Annotated in this window: 14 protein-coding genes; 6 read left to right on the top strand and 8 right to left on the bottom strand. The window is 65.6% G+C overall.

The features are described 5' to 3' along the window. Positions 1-69: 69 nt before the first annotated feature. From ACZ60G_RS01485 to ACZ60G_RS01475, 3 genes are all read left to right on the top strand, one after another. Complete coding sequence (locus tag ACZ60G_RS01485) at positions 70-1032, top strand: glycine betaine ABC transporter substrate-binding protein (protein WP_465806282.1); 963 nt, start codon at positions 70-72, stop codon at positions 1030-1032. Positions 1033-1249: 217 nt separating this feature from the next. Next, positions 1250-1942 (top strand): PadR family transcriptional regulator, encoded by a 693-nt coding sequence (locus ACZ60G_RS01480; protein WP_465806281.1) that lies wholly within the window; start codon positions 1250-1252, stop codon positions 1940-1942. Positions 1943-1999: 57 nt separating this feature from the next. Further along, positions 2000-3481 carry a DHA2 family efflux MFS transporter permease subunit gene (locus ACZ60G_RS01475; protein WP_465806280.1) on the top strand — a complete coding sequence of 494 codons (1482 nt, stop codon included), beginning with the start codon at positions 2000-2002 and terminating at the stop codon, positions 3479-3481. 43 nt (positions 3482-3524) lie between these two features. On the opposite strand, the gene ACZ60G_RS01470 is transcribed toward ACZ60G_RS01475, so the two are convergent. The 3 genes from ACZ60G_RS01470 to ACZ60G_RS01460 form a co-directional block, all read right to left on the bottom strand. Further along, a complete protein-coding gene (locus ACZ60G_RS01470) occupies positions 3525-4151 on the bottom strand; it encodes a Uma2 family endonuclease (protein WP_465806279.1) in 627 nt (208 codons plus the stop codon). A gap of 109 nt (positions 4152-4260) precedes the next feature. After that, positions 4261-6042 (bottom strand): molybdopterin-dependent oxidoreductase, encoded by a 1782-nt coding sequence (locus ACZ60G_RS01465; RefSeq protein WP_465806277.1) that lies wholly within the window; start codon positions 6040-6042, stop codon positions 4261-4263. A 57-nt stretch (positions 6043-6099) separates the two neighbouring features. After that, on the bottom strand, positions 6100-6657 hold the full coding sequence (locus ACZ60G_RS01460; RefSeq protein WP_465806275.1) for a CGNR zinc finger domain-containing protein: 558 nt from the start codon (positions 6655-6657) through the stop codon (positions 6100-6102). A gap of 88 nt (positions 6658-6745) precedes the next feature. Between ACZ60G_RS01460 and ACZ60G_RS01455 the strand changes: the two genes are divergently transcribed. Continuing rightward, positions 6746-7615, top strand: coding sequence for an alpha/beta fold hydrolase (locus tag ACZ60G_RS01455; protein WP_465806274.1), 870 nt, complete (start codon positions 6746-6748; stop codon positions 7613-7615). A gap of 55 nt (positions 7616-7670) precedes the next feature. Here ACZ60G_RS01455 and ACZ60G_RS01450 read toward each other — a convergent pair whose 3' ends face one another. The 4 genes from ACZ60G_RS01450 to ACZ60G_RS01435 form a co-directional block, all read right to left on the bottom strand. Beyond that, positions 7671-9461 (bottom strand): AMP-dependent synthetase/ligase, encoded by a 1791-nt coding sequence (locus tag ACZ60G_RS01450; protein WP_465806272.1) that lies wholly within the window; start codon positions 9459-9461, stop codon positions 7671-7673. Between the two features lie 195 nt (positions 9462-9656). After that, positions 9657-10583: an alpha/beta hydrolase gene (locus ACZ60G_RS01445; RefSeq protein WP_465806270.1), complete on the bottom strand. Its 927-nt coding sequence runs from the start codon at positions 10581-10583 to the stop codon at positions 9657-9659. Positions 10584-10610: 27 nt separating this feature from the next. After that, on the bottom strand, positions 10611-11441 hold the full coding sequence (locus tag ACZ60G_RS01440; protein ID WP_465806268.1) for an SDR family NAD(P)-dependent oxidoreductase: 831 nt from the start codon (positions 11439-11441) through the stop codon (positions 10611-10613). Continuing rightward, entirely contained in the window at positions 11438-12970 is a 1533-nt protein-coding gene (locus tag ACZ60G_RS01435; protein WP_465806267.1) for a flavin-containing monooxygenase, read from the bottom strand. Before ACZ60G_RS01435 ends, ACZ60G_RS01440 begins: the two co-directional genes overlap by 4 nt. A gap of 68 nt (positions 12971-13038) precedes the next feature. On the opposite strand from ACZ60G_RS01435, the gene ACZ60G_RS01430 reads away from it, so the two are divergent. Continuing rightward, on the top strand, positions 13039-13674 hold the full coding sequence (locus ACZ60G_RS01430) for a TetR/AcrR family transcriptional regulator (RefSeq protein ID WP_465806265.1): 636 nt from the start codon (positions 13039-13041) through the stop codon (positions 13672-13674). Between the two features lie 31 nt (positions 13675-13705). Next, a complete protein-coding gene (locus ACZ60G_RS01425; protein ID WP_465806263.1) occupies positions 13706-15343 on the top strand; it encodes an alkaline phosphatase D family protein in 1638 nt (545 codons plus the stop codon). Positions 15344-15423: 80 nt separating this feature from the next. On the opposite strand, the gene ACZ60G_RS01420 is transcribed toward ACZ60G_RS01425, so the two are convergent. Further along, positions 15424-19230, bottom strand: a complete 3807-nt coding sequence (locus ACZ60G_RS01420) for a multifunctional oxoglutarate decarboxylase/oxoglutarate dehydrogenase thiamine pyrophosphate-binding subunit/dihydrolipoyllysine-residue succinyltransferase subunit (RefSeq protein WP_465806261.1) — start codon at positions 19228-19230, stop codon at positions 15424-15426. Positions 19231-19318 lie beyond the last annotated feature (88 nt).

Below are 19318 nucleotides of genomic sequence, written 5' to 3'. Positions count from 1 at the left end.
ACGGGCGGTGCGAGAAGCCGTGCTCGCACGGCCACCCGGTACATTCTGGTTGTTCATATTGCCCGCTGCATGCAGTTCCTGTTCACTACCGAAGGTTGGTGTCGCCGGATGGGGTTGGCCGCGTCGAGGCGGATGCTGGCACGGTTCATGGTCGTCACGGCCGTCGCGCTGGCTGTTTCCTGTGGAAGCGACGATTCGGGCTCGACGATAGCGGTCGGCGCCGGCGATTCGATGGAATCAAATCTGCTTGCGCAAATTTATGCGGGCGCGTTGGCGCGGACCGGTGCGCGCACCTCGGTCAGCGCCGATCTCGGTAATCGGGCGGACTACCTGGCCGCATTGGATGCGGGCACGGTGACGGTGGTCGGCGAACACAGTGGCGAACTGCTCACCTTCCTGAATGCCGACGCGCAGGCGCGCAAGCCCGAGGTGACGACCGAGGTGGCAGACAAGTCCGCACCCGTTCGACTGTCGGTGACCGAGGAGTTGAACCGGTCGCTGCCGGAAGGACTCGCGGTCTCCGATCCGGCCGACGGCACGGATATGCGAGCCCGGGTGCTGCTGACCGAAGCGGCGGGCAAGGATGTGCGGTCGCTCGGCGCGCTCGCACCGCGCTGTGGCGAAATCCAGGCCGGGGTGGCACCGGTGCCGGGTGTGCTGCGAACGGCGGCACCCGTGCGGATTGCCGGTTGCGACTTCGCCGGTACCAGTCCCTATCCCGACGCGACTGCGCTGCGAAAGGCCTTGCTGGACGGTGAAATCCAGGCCGGGATCCTGACCGGCCCGCCCGAGCTGACCCCTGGTGCGACCGATGGGCTGACGGTTCTCACCGATAACGACTACGCGGTGCGAGCCGAGAATGTGCTCGCGGTCTACCGCAAGGGTCTGCTGGATGATCGGCAGATCAAGAAGCTGAACTATGTCGCGGGTGAGCTGACGACCGATGACTTGGCGGAGATGATCCGCAAGGTACGCGAAGGTGCCGCTGCCGCCGAGGTGGCGCGCACCTGGTTGGACGACCACGCACTCTAGAAAATCCCTGGTCACGACGGCCCGAGCGGTTCACGCTCGGGCCGTTTGCTATGTCGCCGATCACATTACCGATCGATTCCGCGGTCTTGTGGGTGGACTGTTCCGCGCCGTATATTCCACGTGGAGTATTTGATGCGGAGTATGTCGGTGGCCATGGCTATCGTGCTCCAGGAATTCGATCTCGCATCCGCGAGTGTTGTGCAGGAGGTGACCGGACATGGGGCAGCACGCGCGCCCGTCGGTGACGCCATTGGCGATCGCCGTGCTCGCGCTGCTCGACGAGCGGCCCATGCATCCCTACGAGGCGTATCAACTGCTGATCGCCCGTCGGGAGGACATCTTGGTGAAGGTGCGTCCGGGCTCGCTCTATCACACGGTGACGCGGTTGGCCGACCAAGGAATGGTGCAGGCCGAGGGCGTCGATCGGGACGGGAATCGGCCGGAGCGCACCACCTACCGGATCACCGAAAGCGGCCGGGAGGCATTGCGTTCCCGGATCGCCGAGATCCTGCGCAATCCCGGGCGGGAATACCCGGTGTTCCCGGTCGCCCTCGCGGAGGCGCACAACCTGCCCGCGCCGGAAGTGCTCGCGCTACTGCGGGAGCGGGTCGAGCGATTGGCGCAGGACCTCGCCGACGTCGACATGATGAGCCAGTGGGCGGGGTTGCACGCGGTACCGCGGCGCTACTGGATCGTGCTCCCGTACCTGCGTGCCACCATCGCCGCCGAGATCGCGTGGGTCGACAACCTGATCTCCGAACTGGACAGCGGCGAGATGGAGTGGGACGAATTCGATCCGGCCACCGGCGTCCGCATAACCGAACATCAGCACCCCTGGTCCGACCAGGAACATTCCGAACCACCCCCGGTGCCGCGCCGCTGGAACGAGACCAGCGCGTCATCGCCCTGATGTGTACCGGTGTGCACACGCCCTCCGGAACAGACATCCGAGATAGGAACCAAATCCATGACCACACAACGTAATCCGTGGCTAGCGCTGTTCGCGCTGGTCGTCGGCTTCTTCATGATCCTGCTGGATATGACCATCGTCGCGGTCGCGAACCCGGCGATCATGACGGATCTGCAGGCCGACATCTCCCAGGTCATCTGGGTGACCAGCGCGTATTTGCTGACCTATGCGGTGCCGCTGCTGGTCACGGGTCGGCTGGGTGATCGCTACGGGCCCAAGAACCTGTACCTGATCGGTCTGGCCGTATTCACCGCCGCCTCGCTGTGGTGCGGTCTGTCCGGATCGATCACCATGCTGATCGCCGCGCGGGCCGTGCAGGGTCTCGGCGCCGCGATGATGACGCCGCAGACCATGGCGGTGATCACCAGGACCTTCCCGCCGGACAAGCGCGGGGCGGCCATGGGTCTTTGGGGCGGTGTCGCCGGTCTGGCCACGCTGGTCGGCCCGATCCTCGGCGGCGTGCTGGTCGACGGGCTCGGCTGGGAGTGGATCTTCATCGTGAATGTTCCGGTCGGCATCGTCGCCTTCGCGCTCGCGGTCTGGCTGGTTCCGGCGCTGCCGACGCATGAGCACAAGTTCGACATCCCGGGTGTGGTGCTCAGCGGTATCGGTCTGTTCCTGCTGGTCTTCGGTATCCAGGAGGGCAATACCTACGACTGGTCGCTGCGCATCTGGCTGATGATCGGCGCGGGTGTTGTTGTGCTCGCGGTGTTCCTGGTGAATCAGTCGCGCAATACCGGTGAGCCGCTGCTGCCACTGGGGCTGTTCCGTGATCGCAACTTCGCGATGTCGAATGTGGCCATCGCGACCATGGGCGCGGCGGTCACCTCGTTTATGGTGCCGACGTACTTCTACCTGCAGGCGGTGCGCGAAATGTCACCGACCAAGTCCGCCTTGGTATTCGCGCCGATGGCGATCGTCACGGGCGTCTTCGCACCGATCATCGGCAAGGTCTCCGACAAGCTGCACCCGCGTCTTGTGCCCACCATCGGATTCATCGGATTCTCGGCGTCGATCTTCTGGTTCGCGGCGGTGATGACACCGCATTCGTCACTGGTGTGGTTCCTGGTCTCGGCCGCGCTGGCCGGTTTCGCCAACGCCTGCATCTGGGCGCCACTGGCCTCCACCGCAACGCACAACCTGCCGATCCAGCTGGCCGGTGCGGGCGCGGGTGTCTACAACACCACCCGCCAGGTCGGTTCGGTACTCGGTAGCGCTGCGATCAGCGCCTTGGTGGCGGCCCGCATGAGCGCAAACGGCCTCGGCGGCGGCAAGGTCTCCGAAGGCGGTGCGGGCCAGGGGGCCATCCCCGAATTCGTCAAGGACGCCTTCAGCACCGCCCTCAGCCAAGCCATCCTGCTCCCCGCGGGCATCCTCCTGATCGGTGTGATCGCCTCGGCCCTCTTCATCCGCCACGGCCAATCCGCCGCATCCGGCCCGAAGACCGACCTGGCCAAGGCTGACGCCGTCGGCGTCTGAGTTCTGTGTGCCCCGTGCGTAATTCGCGCACGGGGCAGACCCGTCAGCGGGCCAGACCCGTCAGCTGAGTCCAATCGATGGTTATCCGAATCGGTAGGTCGACGGTGGTCTGCGGCTCGTTCGGCGTCAACTTCGCATGCGGTCGGTATTGGCCGAGGACATGGTCGAGAACGAAGATCTCGATCATTGAGACGCTGTTATCGCCAATCCGGACAATCCAGTACCACGGGATACCGGCAATGGCGTACTCCGCTTTCTTCTCGACCAGGTCGATCCTCGTGGTGCCCGGCGATACGATCTCGATGACCAGCTTTACGAGGTGAGCGGGCAGCGGTCGGAGATCGGCGGGTGCGCAGTCGTAAATGCCGAGATCGGGTCGCCTGATGGTTGTTCGCGGCGTTTCCCACAGCAAGATATCGAAGTCGATACTTGTGTCCAGGCATTCGTCCCGATACTGGTCGACGTGCTCGGCGATTGCTCGGTCGACCATGTGTGCAAGTCTGAACGTCGCTGTCTGATGCGGTCGACTCGGTGCTTCCGCCCGGACCGCTTCGCCGTTCTCCACCTCAACCAGGCGGCAGAAGTCTTCGGGAAGTTCCTTCCAAATCTCCACCGTGATCGGCTCCGGCTGCAGGTTCTCTTCCCGCGCCCAATCGAATACGGCGGACATGCTGCTCCTCGGGACCGGCAACGAGTATCGGGCCGATCCTATCGTGGCAAGCGCAACCGGCTGGTAAGCGCGCACCGGGCCGGAAATGTTGTCTGATGCGCCGTAATCGTCAGCCGACCTGGATGGTGGTGGAGGGGTAGCCGGTGGCGCCGTCGGGGACTACGGGGGCGCGGGCTTCGGTTTGGGTTTCGCCGGTGCCGTCGGTGGCGCGGGCGCGGATGGTGTGGGGGCCGGGGGTGGCGTTCCAGTCGTAGACCCATTGGCGCCAGGTGTCGATGGATTGTTCGGTGGACAGGCGGGCGGGTTGCCATGGGCCGTTGTCGATTTGGACTTCGACGGCTCGGATGCCGCGGTGTTGGGCCCAGGCGACGCCGGCGATGGCGGTGCTGCCCGGTTGCAGTTTGGCGCGGGCGCGCGGGGTGTCGATGCGGGTGCCGGTTTTGATGGGGCCGTAGGCGGACCAGCCGCGTCGGGTCCAGTAGGCGGTGGCGCGATCGAAGCGAGTGATCTCCAGTTCGGTTACCCATTTGGTGGCGGAGACGTAGCCGTAGAGGCCGGGGACGACCAGTCGGGCCGGATAGCCGTGCGCGACCGGGAGGGGTTCGCCGTTCATGCCGACGGCGAGCAGCGCATCGCGACCGTCGGTGAGTACGGCCAGCGGGCTGCCCGCGGTGAAGCCGTCGATGCTGTGCGACAGGACCATATCGGCATCCGGATGCGGTCCGGCCTCGGCGAGCAGTTCGTCCAGGCGGTAGCCGCGCCAGCTCGCATTGCCGATCAGATCGCCGCCGACCGGATTCGATACACAGGCCAGCGTCACCAGCGTCTCGACCGGTGTGCGTTTGGCGAGATCGTCCCAGCTGAGCTGGATTTCGTGATCCACCATCCCGTGGATCCGCAACGACCAATCGTCAACGGATACCTGCGGCACGATCAGCGCGGTATCGATCCGATAGAAGTCGCTATTGGAGGTCAGATACGGCGTCAGCCCCGGCAATTTCAAATCCGCGTCGGGTGCGAGCGAAACGGTCGGCCCACTCGGCTCCGGCAATTGAATCGCCGCCCGCTCACCGGAAACATCCCGCCGCTGTGCCCCGATCAGCCGCCCACCCACCCCACTGAGCAACGCCAGCCCACCCGTGATCGCAATGCCCCGCAACACCTGTCGCCGCTGCGGTCCCGAAGCCGCAGGTTCCTTCTCGGCCGCCGCCGCGGTCGAGCGGGCCGCTGTCCCGCCGCTGCTCGACGCTCGTTCTTCCGCCGTGACCGGACCGGCCTCGGGGACCCCTGCCGCGCCCTGGTCGGCCGAGTCATGGTGGGTGGCAGCCGGTTCCGGTGTCGCCGATGACGATGCTGCCGCGCTCTCGCCAACCCCCTTACTGGGCGCGGCCGACATGTCGGTGCTGGATGAGTCGGCTTCGGTGGCAGTAGTTTTCGGCGAGGCGGGCCGGGCCATGTGTGCGGCTGCTGCGTCGTCGATTCGGGAGGTCAGGGCGCGGAGGGCGTAAATGCCTGCGGCGACACCGATTACGGTGGGCCAGACGGTGGAGAGTCCGGTGCGGCCGAAGGCTATGGCGGCGGTGAGCAGGCCGAGGGCGGCCAGGAGCCAGGACCCTCGCGGGTGATCTGTTCGTTCGATGGCTCCAATGAATCCGGCGACCAGCACGGCCACGAGTGCCATGCAGACGAACAACAGGGTCTTGTCATTGGTGCCGAAGGTTTGGATGACCCATTCGCGCAGGCCGTCCGGTGTGTGGTCGATGACGGTGGAGCCGAGAGCGTTCGGGGGTGCGCTGTCGGGGCCGATGAAGGCAGCCACGAGCTCGGACACGCCGAGCGCCAGACCGGCGGCGACAATGCCCGCCGCCACCCGAAAGCGCAGTTCAGCCATGGTCCGAGCCTACTGCCGGGTGCGGTCGGGGAGTATGACCATTCGGTGACGTGAACCTCAGTCCGCGGACTTGTGCCGCTGGTAGTAGCGGGCGACGCGGACCCGGTTGCCGCAACGCTCGGGTGAGCACCAGCGACGGCGTGGGTGGGCGGGCAGGAACAGCAGAACGCAGTCGTCGGCCTCGCAGCGCTTCAGCTTGCCGATCGCTGGATCGGCGAGCAGTTCGGCGGCGGCTTCGGCCAAGACCGCGGCCAGCTTCTCGGCCACCGTGCCAGTGCGGCGCGCGGTCGCGATCACCGCGTCGCCGCCCCACTCGAGCTGTCGGATCGCGGGCGCGGCGGCCTGCGCGGCATTGAGTCCGCGCAATGCATCGGTGGGCGGGCGACGATCGTGGAGCAGTGCGTCGAGGACGGCGCTGATGTGGTCGCGCACCGCATGAACGGCGGCGAGGTCGGCGGAAGTGGGGTGTGCAACCGCCCACTCCGGGAACCGTTCGACCTGCAGCGCAAGCCAATTCGCGAGGTCATCCGGCGTCGCCAGCAGATCGACACCGGTCGGCCGGGTATTGACCAGGTCCAATGCCAACGGCTCGCCGACCAGCGGAGCTTCACTCATGGATCTAATGCTACATCGAGCAGTTGACACATTAGAAGTGGATCCGCTAGAACTAATGCAACATCACGGATAGAAAGCATGTGGAGCCATGATCGAGCTGCCTGTCGTCCACAACCGCCACATCGATGTCGACGGCGTCGAGGTCCACTACCGCGAATCGGTCCCGAACCGCGCGGACGCGCCGGTGCTGTTGCTGCTGCACGGCTTTCCATCGGCCTCGCACCAGTTCCGCAGGCTCTTCGATGTGCTCGGCGCGCGGTACCGGCTGCTCGCCCCGGACTACCCGGGCTTCGGAAACACCACCGCACCAGCCGATTTCAACTACTCGTTCGACCGATTGGCCGATGTCGTCGAGTGTTTCGTCGAACGGCTCGAACTGCGCGAGTTCGCCATGTACGTCTTCGATTTCGGCGCTCCGGTCGGCTTCCGCATCGCGCTGCGCCACCCCGAATGGGTCAACGGCCTCATCGTCCAGAACGGCAATGCCTACGAGGCGGGACTATCGGATCTCGCTCGCGACTTCACCGCATTGCGGCCCGAGGACGAAGGAGCCGAAGACACGATTCGCGGTCTGCTCACACTGGAAGGAACCCGCGGCCAGTACGAGCAGGGCGTCCCCGACCCGACCGTGCTCAGCCCCGAATCGTGGATCCTCGATCAGTATTTCCTCGACCTGCCCGGCCGCAAGCAGGCCCAGGTAGCCCTCGCCTTCGACTACAAGTCGAATGTCGCTGCCTACCCCGAATGGCAGCAGTGGCTGCGCAAGTACACCCCGCCGACCCTCGTCGTCTGGGGTTCGAACGACCCCTTCTTCCCCGAGCCCGGCGCGCACGCCTACCTCGCCGATCTCCCGGACGCCGAGCTGCACGTCTTCGATACGGGCCACTTCGCGTTGGAGACGCACCTGGCCGAGATCGCGCCGCGCATCGCCGACTTCCTGGACCGCCTCCCCAGCTGAACGAAAAGCAAAGGCGCCGCCCGCAACTCGCGGACGGCGCCTCGCAAAATCAGCGTCAGCTGTAGATCTTCTCCACCTCGGACGCGTACTGCTTCATCACCACGGCCCGCTTCAGCGACATCTTCGGCGTCAGCTCACCGGTCTCCTGGGTCCAGTCGACAGGCAGGATGCGGATCTTCTTGACCGCCTCGGCATGCGAGACCTTCTTATTGGTCTCCGCGACCGCCGCATTGATCTCCGCGACCAGCGCCGGATTCTCGATGATCTGCTCGATCGGGGTCTCGACGGGCAGGTTGTTGCGTTCCTTCCAGCCCGGCAGCGCCTCCGGATCGAGGGTGATCAGCGCGCCGACGAAGGGCTGTCCGTCGCCGACCACCATGACCTGGCTGATCAGCGGGTGGGCCCGCAGCGAATCCTCCATCAGACCGGGGGAGACGTTCTTACCGCCCGCGGTGACGATGATTTCCTTCTTGCGGCCGGTAATGGTGACGTATCCGTCGCCATCGACCGCGCCCAGGTCGCCGGTCTTGAACCAGCCGTCCGTGAACGCCTCCTCGGTGGCCTCGGCATTGCCCCAATAACCGTTGAAGACAACCGATCCGCGCAGCAGCAGTTCGCCGTCTTCGGCGATCTTCACCGCATGGCCCTCGATCGGCTTGCCGACGGTGCCGACGCGAATATTGCCGGGGGTGTTCACGGTGATGGCCGCGGTGGTCTCGGTGAGGCCGTAGCCCTCGTAGATGGTGACGCCGACGCCGCGGAAGAAGTGGCCCAGGCGCGCACCGAGCGGTCCGCCGCCGGAGACCGCGGCCTCGCACTGACCGCCGAGCGCGACCCGCAGCTTGCTGTAGACGAGCTTGTCGAAAACCGTGTGCTTGAGCTTGAGCACCAGGCCGGGCCCACCGTTGTCGAGGGACTGGCTGTAGGCGATGGCGGTCTCGGCGGCCGCGTCGAAGATCTTGCCCTTACCGCCGTCGTGCGCCTTCTGCTTGGCGCTGTTGAACACCTTCTCGAAGACGCGCGGCACCGCGAGGATGAAGTGCGGGCGGTAGCTGCCGAACTGTTCGACCAGGGTGGACCAGTCGGCAGTGAACGCCACGATCACCTTGGCGTCGAATGCGGCCAGCGTGACGGCACGCGCGAACACGTGCGCCAGCGGCAGGAACATCAGCGTCTTCTTGCCCTCGGTGACGTATCTTTTCAGCGCGATCCGGTCGGACTTCGACTCCGCGTACAGATTCGAATGCGAGAGCATGACGCCCTTGGGGCGACCGGTGGTGCCCGAGGTGTAGATCAGGGTCGCCGGGGACTTGGCATTGACCTCGGCGCGGCGCGCGTGCACGGTCGCGTCGTCGAGGTCGGCGCCGCGCGCGATCAGATCGTCGACGGCGCCCTTGTCGATCTGCAGGGTCTCCTTCAGATCCGGCAGCGCGCCCGCTTCGATCTCATCGATGACCTTGCGGTGCTTATCGCTGTCGATCACCAGCAGCTTGGTGGCGGAGTCCTGCAGGATCCACTTGGCCTGTTCGGCGGCCGAGCTGTCGTAGATGGCGACGGTGCATCCACCGGCGGCCCAGATGGCGAAGTCGAGCAGCACCCACTCGTAGCGGGTCGGGGCCATGATGGCGACGCGATCGCCGAGCTCGAGACCGGAGGCGATGAGGCCCTTGGCGACATCGGTGACCGTCTTGGCGAATTCCGCGGCCTTGATTTCCCGCCAGCCGCCACCGTCGGTGACGTTGAACAGCACCGCGCCGGGCGACTGTTCGGCATGCCGGAAGACGTTATCGGAATTGTTCGCATCTTCCGGGACGGTGTAGGAAGCCGGGACTTCGAACTCTCGCATCAGTGCCCTTCCACGTGGGTTTACTCGCCAGTAATCTACGACACCTGTGACCGGGACGTCATTCCGGCCACCGGAAAACTGGTCCGGGTCAGTTTCGGCGGCCCGTCTGCACTCTCGTCGGGCCCCGATGTGTGGTCGTCGGACGGAGTCGGTCTCGAGTTTCGTGCGTTCGAACTAGCGCAGGTGAGCCACTATCTATCCTAGGTCGCGCAGCGAGATCGGTTGGACCGCTTCCCGCAGGAAATCGGCAAGTTCGGTCAGTGCCGCCGCGGCGGCCCCGACGAGCGCGGCCTGCAGTTGTGCGACGTGCCATAGCCCCTCGCTCTCGGTGAACCTGGTATGGACGCCCGCAACCCGCAGTGCCGTCACGAATTCGACACATTGCGAATGCAGCAGCTCGCTGACATCGACCTGTACATACGTCGGCGGCAAACCCCGCAGTTCACCGTGCAGCGGTGCGTAGCCGGTGTCCTTGCCGTCCCCGTCGCCGAGATAGGCCGCGGCGCATGCGCGCGACCACGGCCGGTTGATCACCAGATCGCGGAACTTGTCCGGGACCTGATTCGGATCCACCCACGGTGCGATCAGGCCGAGCGCCGCCGGGGTGTAGCCGTGTTCGGCGATGAGCCGCTGTGCGGTGGCCAGTGACAGCCCGCCGCCCGCCGAATCGCCCGACAGCGCAATCTGTTCGGGGCGGTAGCCGATATTGCCGACCAGCTCCAGGAAGGCCGATTCGGCGTCCTCGAGCCCGGCGGGGAACGGGTGCTCCGGCGCCAATCGGTAGTCGAGGACATAAACGGTGCAACCAGTTTCGTGCGCCAGCCGGGCTGCCAGTGAACGGTGCGTCGTCGGCGATCCAATCGCATAGCCGCCGCCGTGCAGGTAGAGCACCGCGCCTGCGTTCAGGTTCGGCCTGGCCGAACCCGCGGTGATTCGTTCCGCGGGTCGTCCGCCGAGGCGGAGCCGGTGCACGGTCGTGTCCGGTGGCAAAAACTGTGCGTGCGAACCGATATCGAGCAGCAGCCGCTGCAGCTGCCAGGGCAGTCGCGCGTTCAGCGAGACCCGGAAAATCGGACTCAGCAGCGCTCGCGCGACGGGTAGCGGAATGTTGATGTCACGCATGGGTTTTCCTCGATTCCCCGGGCTGGTTCAGGGTAGGAAGGGACGGTTCACAGCGGCGGCGATGCGCTGGTAGCCGGAGGCGGTGACCCGGACGAACAGGTCGAGCACCTTGGCCTCCCAGCCGATCAGCACGCGGCCGTGTCCCTTGCGGACGCCCTCGGTAATGGTCTGCGCGGCCATTTCCGGTGTGTGAATGGCCAGCTTCTTGTCGAACAGCGATGCGGCACTCTGGCTGTCGATGCCCTCGGCATAGGTGGCATTGCGGGCGACGGCGGTCTTGATGCCGCCGGGATGCACACAGGTCACCTTGACCGGATGCTTGCCGGCAAGCATCTCCTGGCGCAGCGACTCGGTGAACCCGCGCACCGCGAATTTGGCTGCGTTATAAGCGCTCTGGCCCGGGACGGCGATGAGGCCGAACAGGCTGGAGACATTGACGACGTGGCCATCGCCGGATTCGATCAGCAGCGGCAGGAAGGCCTTGGTGCCGTTGACGACGCCCCAGAAGTCGACGTCCATGATGCGCTCGATGTCCTTGAACTCCGAGCGGATCACCTCGCCGTGGTAGGCGATGCCCGCGTTGTTGTAGATCTGGTGCACCTTGCCGAAATGCGCCTGCACAGCGTCGGCATACAGCAGTACCGCTTCGCGCTCGGTCACATTCAGCCGATCGGATTTGATTTCGGCTCCGTACGCCTCGCAGCGGCGCACCGTCTCGGCCAGGCCGTCGGTATCGATATCGGAGAGCGCGAGTTTGGCGCCGCGCCTGGCCAGGTTCTCCGCGAGGGCGCGGCCGATGCCGGAACCCGCCCCGGTGATCACACAGACCTTGCCCTTGAAGTAAGCATCATTGCTCACTGTGCTGCCACCACTTTCAGATCGTCTCGGGAGCTTTCGACGCTAGTCGTCTCATAGGCGGAGACGTCGAAATTCTTTGTAATCCTGCGGAATTCGAAGGTGAAATCCGGCCAGAGCGTGGTGTTGTTGCCGTGCTTGTCCAGGTACCAGCTGGCGCAGCCACCGGTACTCCACACGCTTTTCACCAGTTTGCCCTGCAGGTTCTTGTTGTAGGTGTCCTGCACCGCGCGCTTCACCTCGACCGTGCGCAGGCCGAGGCGATCGACGGTGGCGAGAGCATCGGCGATGTAGTTGATCTGGGATTCGATCATGTACACCATCGAGGTGTGGCCGAGGCCGACGTTCGGGCCGAGCAGGAAGAACATATTCGGGAAGTTGGCGACGGCCGAACCCTTGTAACCCTGCTGGCCGATCTCGTCGAATACCTCCGCCAGCGTGCGACCGTCCTTGCCCGAGATGGCGTTGTAGGTCGGCGAATCCGTGACGTGGAAGCCGGTCGCGACGATGAGTGCGTCGATTTCGCGCTCGGTGCCGTCCTTGGTGACGATGGAATTCGCGCGCACCTCGGCGATGCCGTCGGTGACCACGTCCACATTCGGGCGGCTCAGCGCCGGGTAGTAGTCGTTGGAGATCAGCATGCGCTTGCAGCCGATCCGGAAGTTCGGGGTGACCTTCTTGCGCAGCTCCGGATCGCGGATCTCCAGCTGCAGCTTGGCCTTGGCGATCAGCTCGAAGGCCTGCATCAGTGCCGGAACCTTGGCCAGGCCGACGACCTGGGTTTCGCGCGCGGCGTAGATGGCGGCGCGGGATAGTCGCTGGAAACCCGGGATGCGCCGGAAGGCGAGACGTTCCGGCAGGGTGTACGGGCGGTCCATGCGGGGAAGCAGCCACGGCGCGGTGCGCTGGTAGACGTCCAGGTGCGCGACCTTCGGGGCGATGGACGGCACGATCTGGATGGCCGAGGCGCCGGTGCCGATGATGGCGACGCGCTTGCCGGTCAGATCGGCGTCGTGGTTCCAGCGCGCGGAGTGGAAGATCTCGCCCTCGAAACCGTTGATGCCCTTGATATCCGGGAGCGCGGGCTCGCACAGTGCGCCGACGGCGGATACGACGGTGTCGGCGGTGAAGCTGCCCCGGGTCGATTCGATATGCCACAGGTTGGTGGCGTTGTTCCAGCGGGCCGCGGTCACGTCGCAGTTGAACAGGTGCTTGTCGAGCACGTTGTACTCACGCGCGACGCCCTGGATGTACTGCTGGATCTCGCCCTGCTTGGAGAACGAGCGCGACCAGTTCGGGTTCAGCGCGAACGAGTACGAGTACAGGTGCGACGGCACATCGCAGGCCGCGCCCGGGTAGGTGTTGTCGCGCCAGGTGCCGCCGACATCGCTGCCGCGTTCCAGCACGAGGTAATCGTTGCGGCCCTGCTTGCTCAACCGGATTGCCAGGCCCAGACCAGCGAAACCGCTGCCGATGATGATGGTCTTGACGTGGCGGTTGCTGACAGCTTTGTCTGTAACCTTGCGACTCATATAATGCAGACTACGGCTCTATTGAGCACGAGTCAACAGTATTGAGCAGCGTTCAGTAAGATGGGCCCGTGAGTAGTCGAGGCACCGGAGAAACTGTCAAGCGCACCCGGCTCAGCCCGGACGAGCGCCGTCTGCAACTGATCACCCTGGGCGCCAAGATGCTCGGGGACCGCGCCATCGAAGACATCTCGATCACCGAAATCGCCGGGGAAGCCGGGATCTCGCGTGGCCTGCTCTTCCACTACTTCCCGACCAAACAGGACTTCCAGCTGGCGGTAGTCCGCCATGCCAATGCCGAGTTGCTGGAGCGCGTCGCGCCAGACCGCACCCTCGGGGTCTTCGAGATGCTGCGCGATTCGATCGAGCGCTACATCGAGTACGTCGGCGAGAATCGCAATTCGTACGTATCGCTGCTGCGCGGCCCGGCGAGTGTGAGCGCCGAGGTGCTCCCACTCGTCGACCAGACCCGCAACGCCATCATCGACATCATCCTGACCGAAGTGCCCGTCGACATTCCGGACACCGACCGCCCCCGCCTCACCCTCGCCATGCGTGGCTGGATCGCCTTCGTAGAGGAAACCACCCTCACCTGGCTCCGCCACGAAACCATCACCCGCGAACAACTGGTCGACCTCTTGGTCGAATCCCTACTGGCCCTGGCCCTTTCGCTGAACCCCGCACTGGCCGCCGCGCTTCGTGGGTGACGAGCACTTCGAGTGGCGGATATCCTGACGTATGGGTCTGTCTCGTCGGCAGCTGTTGAGGGTGGGTACGGCTGGATCGGTTGCGGTGTTGGTGGGGGTATCGGCGGCGAGCAGTGGGCGGTTTCGGGCGCCGCGGTGGTTGGGAGATCCGTTCACGTTGGGGGTGGCCTCGGGGGATCCGCTGCCGGATGGGGTGGTGTTGTGGACGCGGTTGGCGCCGGATCCGTTGGCGCCGGACGGGCTCGGGGGCATGGCGCAGCATCCGGTAACCGTTGATTACGAGGTTGCGCGCGACGAGCTGTTCCGGGAGGTGGTGGCGCGGGGGAGTGCGGTCGCCACGCGCGAACTCGCACATACTGTGCATCCGGAGGTCGGGGGACTGGAGCCGAATCGCTGGTACTTCTATCGATTCCGCGCGGGCTCGGCGATTTCGCCGATCGGTCGCACCCGAACGGCTCCATCGACCGGACAGCTCACTGCGCGAATGCGATTCGCGTTCGCGTCCTGTCAATCGTGGACTTCCGGCTACTACACCGCCTATGAGCATATGAGCGCCGAAGACCTCGATCTCGTTGTGCACCTCGGGGATTACATCTACGAACGCGGCTGGAACCGCGGCCGTGCGGGGATGTCGGTGGAGCCCTATCTGGCCGCCGAAGCCGTCGATCTACCCGGCTACCGGCTGCGCTACGCCCAGGCCAAGGCCGAGCAACCGCTGCGTGCCGCGCACGCGGCCTTCCCGTGGCTGGTCACCATGGACGACCACGAGATCGACAACAACTGGTTCGCCGACCACCCCGGCCTCGGCCTCGACATCTACCGCATCCCCGCCCTGTTCCGCCGCCGCAAAGCCGCCGCCTTCCAAGCGATGTACGAACACCAGCCACTGCGCATCGCCGCCCTGCCGTCCGGCCCGGCCATGCGCATCCACCGCCGCTACACCTTCGGCGACCTCGCCGACATCACCATGCTCGACACCCGCCAATACCGCACCGGCGGAGCATGCGGCAACGGCAATATCGGCGACGACTGCCCGGGCCGACTTTCGCCCGATCGCTCGATTCTGGGTGTGCCACAACGCGATTGGCTGCTCGACGGCCTCACCCGCTCCACCGCCCGCTGGCAGATCCTCGGCAACCAGGTGGCGATGGCCAAATCCGACTACGACCCCGGCCCCGGGACCAATTTCGGCACCGATGCCTGGGACGCCTACGTATCCGACCGCAACACCGTCCTCGCCACCGCCGCCGCCCGCGATATCCACAACCTCGTCGTCATCACCGGCGACCGCCACCACAACTACGCCGCCGACCTCCGCCCCGACTACACCACCGCCGAATCTCCGGTCGTAGCAGCCGAATTCACCGGCACCTCGATTACAACCGGCGGCGACGGCACCGACATGAACCCCACTGGCCGCAACCTCCTGGCCGCCAACCCCGACATGAAATTCTTCAACTCCCAACGCGGATACGTCCGAGTCCACCTCGACCACACCCTGTGGCACGCCGATTTCCGCATCGTCCCCTACATCCGCCGCCCCGGCGCCCCCATCCGAACTCGCGCGAGTTTCGTGGTACAAGACCGAGTCCCAGGCGTCACCCCAGCTTCGCGCCCCGACCCTGCCCCCGCCGCCGGCAGCGCTGGGGCGCCACCGCCCCCACGGTAATAACTGGCTACCACGAGCAACGCCGGGCCGAATCACTCTGGGGGAGAGTGGATTCGGCCCGGCGTCGGGTCAGCGGGAAACTACGCGGTCGGCTCGAAGGCCTCGGCGACGATTTCGGCTTGCTCCACGGCGTGCACCTTCGACGAACCCGAGGAGGGGGCCGACATGGCGCGGCGGGAGATGCGGCGGAGTTTGGTGAAGCGCTCCGGGAGGAGTTCCGGGAGGTTCAGGCCGAAGAAGGGCCAAGCGCCCTGGTTGGCCGGTTCCTCTTGGACCCAGGCGATATCCGTCGCGTTCGGGTAACCAGCAAGCGCCTCGTTGAGGCGGAACTTGGGCAGCGGGTAGAGCTGCTCGATGCGCACGATCGCGACGTCTTCGCGCTTCTGCTTGGCCTTTTCGGCGACCAGCTCGTAGTAGAGCTTGCCGCTGGTGAGCAGGACGCGCTTGACCTTGCTGCGGTCGCCGACGCCCTGTTCGTAGGTGGGCTCATCGAAGACCGAGCGGAACTTCGATTCGGTGAAGTCCTTCAGGTCCGAGACGACAGCCTTGTTGCGCAGCATCGACTTCGGGGTGAAGACGATCAGCGGGCGGCGGATGCCGTCCAGTGCGTGGCGGCGCAGCAGGTGGAAGTAGTTCGCCGGGGTGGACGGCACGGCGACCGTCATCGAGCCCTCGGCGCACAACTGCAGGAAGCGCTCGATGCGACCGGAGGTGTGGTCCGGGCCCTGACCCTCGTGACCGTGCGGCAGCAGCAGCACGACCTCCGACAGCTGACCCCACTTGGCCTCACCGGAGGAGATGAACTCGTCGATGATGGACTGCGCGCCGTTGACGAAGTCACCGAACTGCGCTTCCCACAACACGAGTGCGTCCGGGTTGCCCAGCGAGTAGCCGTATTCGAAGCCGACGGCGGCGTATTCGCTCAGCGCCGAGTCGTGCACCGCGAACCACCCCGGGTTGGAGCTGCCGATGTTGTGCAGCGGGGTGTATTCCTCGGCCGTCTTGCGGTCGATGATCACCGAGTGGCGCTGGGTGAAGGTGCCGCGACGCGAGTCCTGACCGGTCAGGCGCACCGCACGACCCTCGTCGATCAGCGTGCCGAAGGCGAGCAACTCGGCGAAGGCCCAGTCGACCTTGCCCTCGTACGCCATTTCGCGCCGCTTCTCCAGCACCGGTTTGACGCGCGGGTGCACATTGAAGCCCTCGGGGACACCGACGAAGGCGTCGCCGATGCGCTGCAGCACGGTCTTGTCCACGGCAGTCACGACGGTCGCAGGCACCTGCTGGTCGTCCTCGACCGATTCGCTCGGCTCCGGGACGTACTTCTCCAGCTCGCGAACCTCGTTGAAGACCCGCTCCAGCTGACCCTGGTAGTCACGCAGCGCGTCCTCGGCCTCTTTGAGCGAGATGTCGCCACGGCCGATCAGGCTCTCGGTGTAGGCCTTGCGCACCGAGCGCTTGGTGTCGATGACGTCGTACATGTACGGCTGGGTCATCGACGGGTCGTCGCCCTCGTTGTGACCGCGACGCCGGTAGCAGATCATGTCGATCACGACGTCCTTGCGGAACTTCTGGCGGAAGTCGACCGCCAGACGCGCCACCCAGTCGCAGGCCTCCGGGTCGTCACCGTTCACATGGAAGATCGGCGCGCCGATGAACTTCGCGATGTCGGTGGAGTATTCGGTGGAGCGGCTGTTGTCCGGTGCGGTGGTGAAGCCGATCTGGTTGTTCACCACGATGTGGATGGTGCCGCCGACGCGGTAACCGCGCAGCCCCGACAGGTTCAGCGTTTCCGCGACCACACCCTGACCCGCGAACGCGGCGTCACCGTGCAGCATCAGCGGCATGACGGAGAAGCCTTCCGGCCCATCGCCCTTGTTGAACAGGTCCTGCTTGGCGCGGACCAGACCCTCGAGCACCGGGTCGACCGCCTCGAGGTGCGAGGGGTTGGCGGTCAGCGAGACCTCGATCTCGTTGTCGCCGAACATCTGCAGGTAGGTGCCGCGCGCGCCGAGGTGGTACTTCACGTCGCCGGAGCCGTGGGTGGCGGCCGGGTTCATGTTGCCCTCGAACTCGGTGAAGATCTTCGAGTACGGCTTGCCGACGATATTGGCGAGCACATTCAGGCGGCCGCGGTGCGGCATACCGATGACGACCTCATCGAGCGAATGCTCGGCGCACTGGTCGATGGTGGCGTCCATCATCGGGATGACGGCTTCGGCGCCCTCGAGTGAGAAGCGCTTCTGGCCGACGTATTTGGTCTGCAGGAAGGTTTCGAAGGCCTCGGCCGCGTTCAACCGGTTCAGGATGTACTTCTGCTGTGCGACAGTCGGCTTGACGTGCTTCTGCTCGACCCGCTCCTGAATCCACTGCAGCTGCTCGGTTTCCAGGATGTGGGTGTACTCCACACCGACGTGGCGGCAGTACGCATCGCGCAGCACCGAGAGCACATCGCGCAGCTTCATCCGCTCCTGGCCGTGGAAGCCCGCGACATCGAAGGTGCGGTCCAGGTCCCACAGGGTGAGGCCGTGCTGGGTGACATCGAGGTCCGGGTGGCTGCGGAACTTGTCCTTGACCAGCCGCAGCGGATCGGTGTCTGCCATCAGGTGGCCGCGGTTGCGGTAGGCCGCGATCATCTCGAGTACGCGGGTGCTCTTGTCGACGCCGCGTTCCTTGACGTCCTTGCGCCAGCGCACCGGCTCGTAGGGCACGCCGAGGCCGTGGAAGATCTCGTCGTAGAACTCGTCGCTGATAAGCAGGTTGTGGATGGTGCGCAGGAAGTCGCCGGACTCCGCGCCCTGAATGATGCGGTGGTCGTAGGTCGAGGTCAGGGTCATCAGCTTGCCGATGCCGAGCTCGTTGATGCGCTCGTCGCTCATGCCCTGGAATTCGGCGGGGTACTCCATTGCGCCTGCGCCGATGATCGCGCCCTGGCCCGGCATCAGCCGCGGCACCGAGTGCACGGTGCCGATGGTGCCCGGGTTGGTCAGCGAGATGGTGACGCCGGTGAAGTCGTCGATGCCGAGTTTGCCGTCGCGGGCGCGGCGCACGATGTCCTCATAGGCGGTGTGGAACTGCCCGAAGGTCATGGCCTCGCAGCCCTTGATGGCCGCGACGACCAGCGAGCGGCTGCCGTCCTTGCCCGCCAGGTCGATGGCGAGACCGAGGTTGGTGTGTGCCGGAGTGACCGAGTTCGGCTTGCCGTCGATTTCGGCGAAGTGCCGGTTCAGGTTCGGGAACGACTTGACCGCCTGCACGATCGCGTAGCCGAGCAGGTGGGTGAAGGAGATCTTGCCGCCGCGGGTGCGGGCCAGGTGGTTGTTGATGACCAAGCGGTTGTCGATCATCAGTTTCGCTGGAATGGCGCGCACGCTGGTCGCGGTCGGGATGGCCAGCGACGCGGACATGTTCTTGACCACGGCGGCGGCCGGGCCGCGCAGGACCTTCGCCTCGTCGGTCGCGGTGTCGGCGGCCTTCGGCGCGCCGGAAGTGGGCGCGGCGTTCGAGGTCGGTGCGGGAGTCGTCTGCGGTGCGCGGGTGGTGGGCTTCGCGGGCGCGGGAGGCTTCGGCGCGGCGGGCGCGGGCGCTGCCGGAGCGGGGGCCGCAGCGGCGGGGGCGGCAGCGGCAGGGGCCGCAGCGGCGGGGGCCGCGTTCACCGGCGCGGGGGCCGGTGCCGGGGTGGCCACCTGCGCGGGCGCGGCCGCGGGCGCGGCGCTGTTGTTACCGGAATCACCCGGGACTTCGGGCGTGTAATCGGCGAGGAACTCGTGCCAACTTTCATCGACGGAAGATGGATCCTGTTTGTACTTTTGATACATCTCATCGACTAGCCACTGGTTCTGTCCGAACTGGGAAGTTGAGCTGCTCACAGCAGGTGTTCGCCTCATTTCGTTCTTCGCGCTGCGACGTTTGTGACGTGCCCGGCACGGGGATCAGCGGATGCGCGCCGATGCGCCCTCTCTGAGGATAGGCCCA

The sequence above is a fragment of the Nocardia sp. NPDC102475 genome, assembly GCF_055584605.1.
This window is presented reverse-complemented; position numbering and strand designations above follow the sequence as displayed.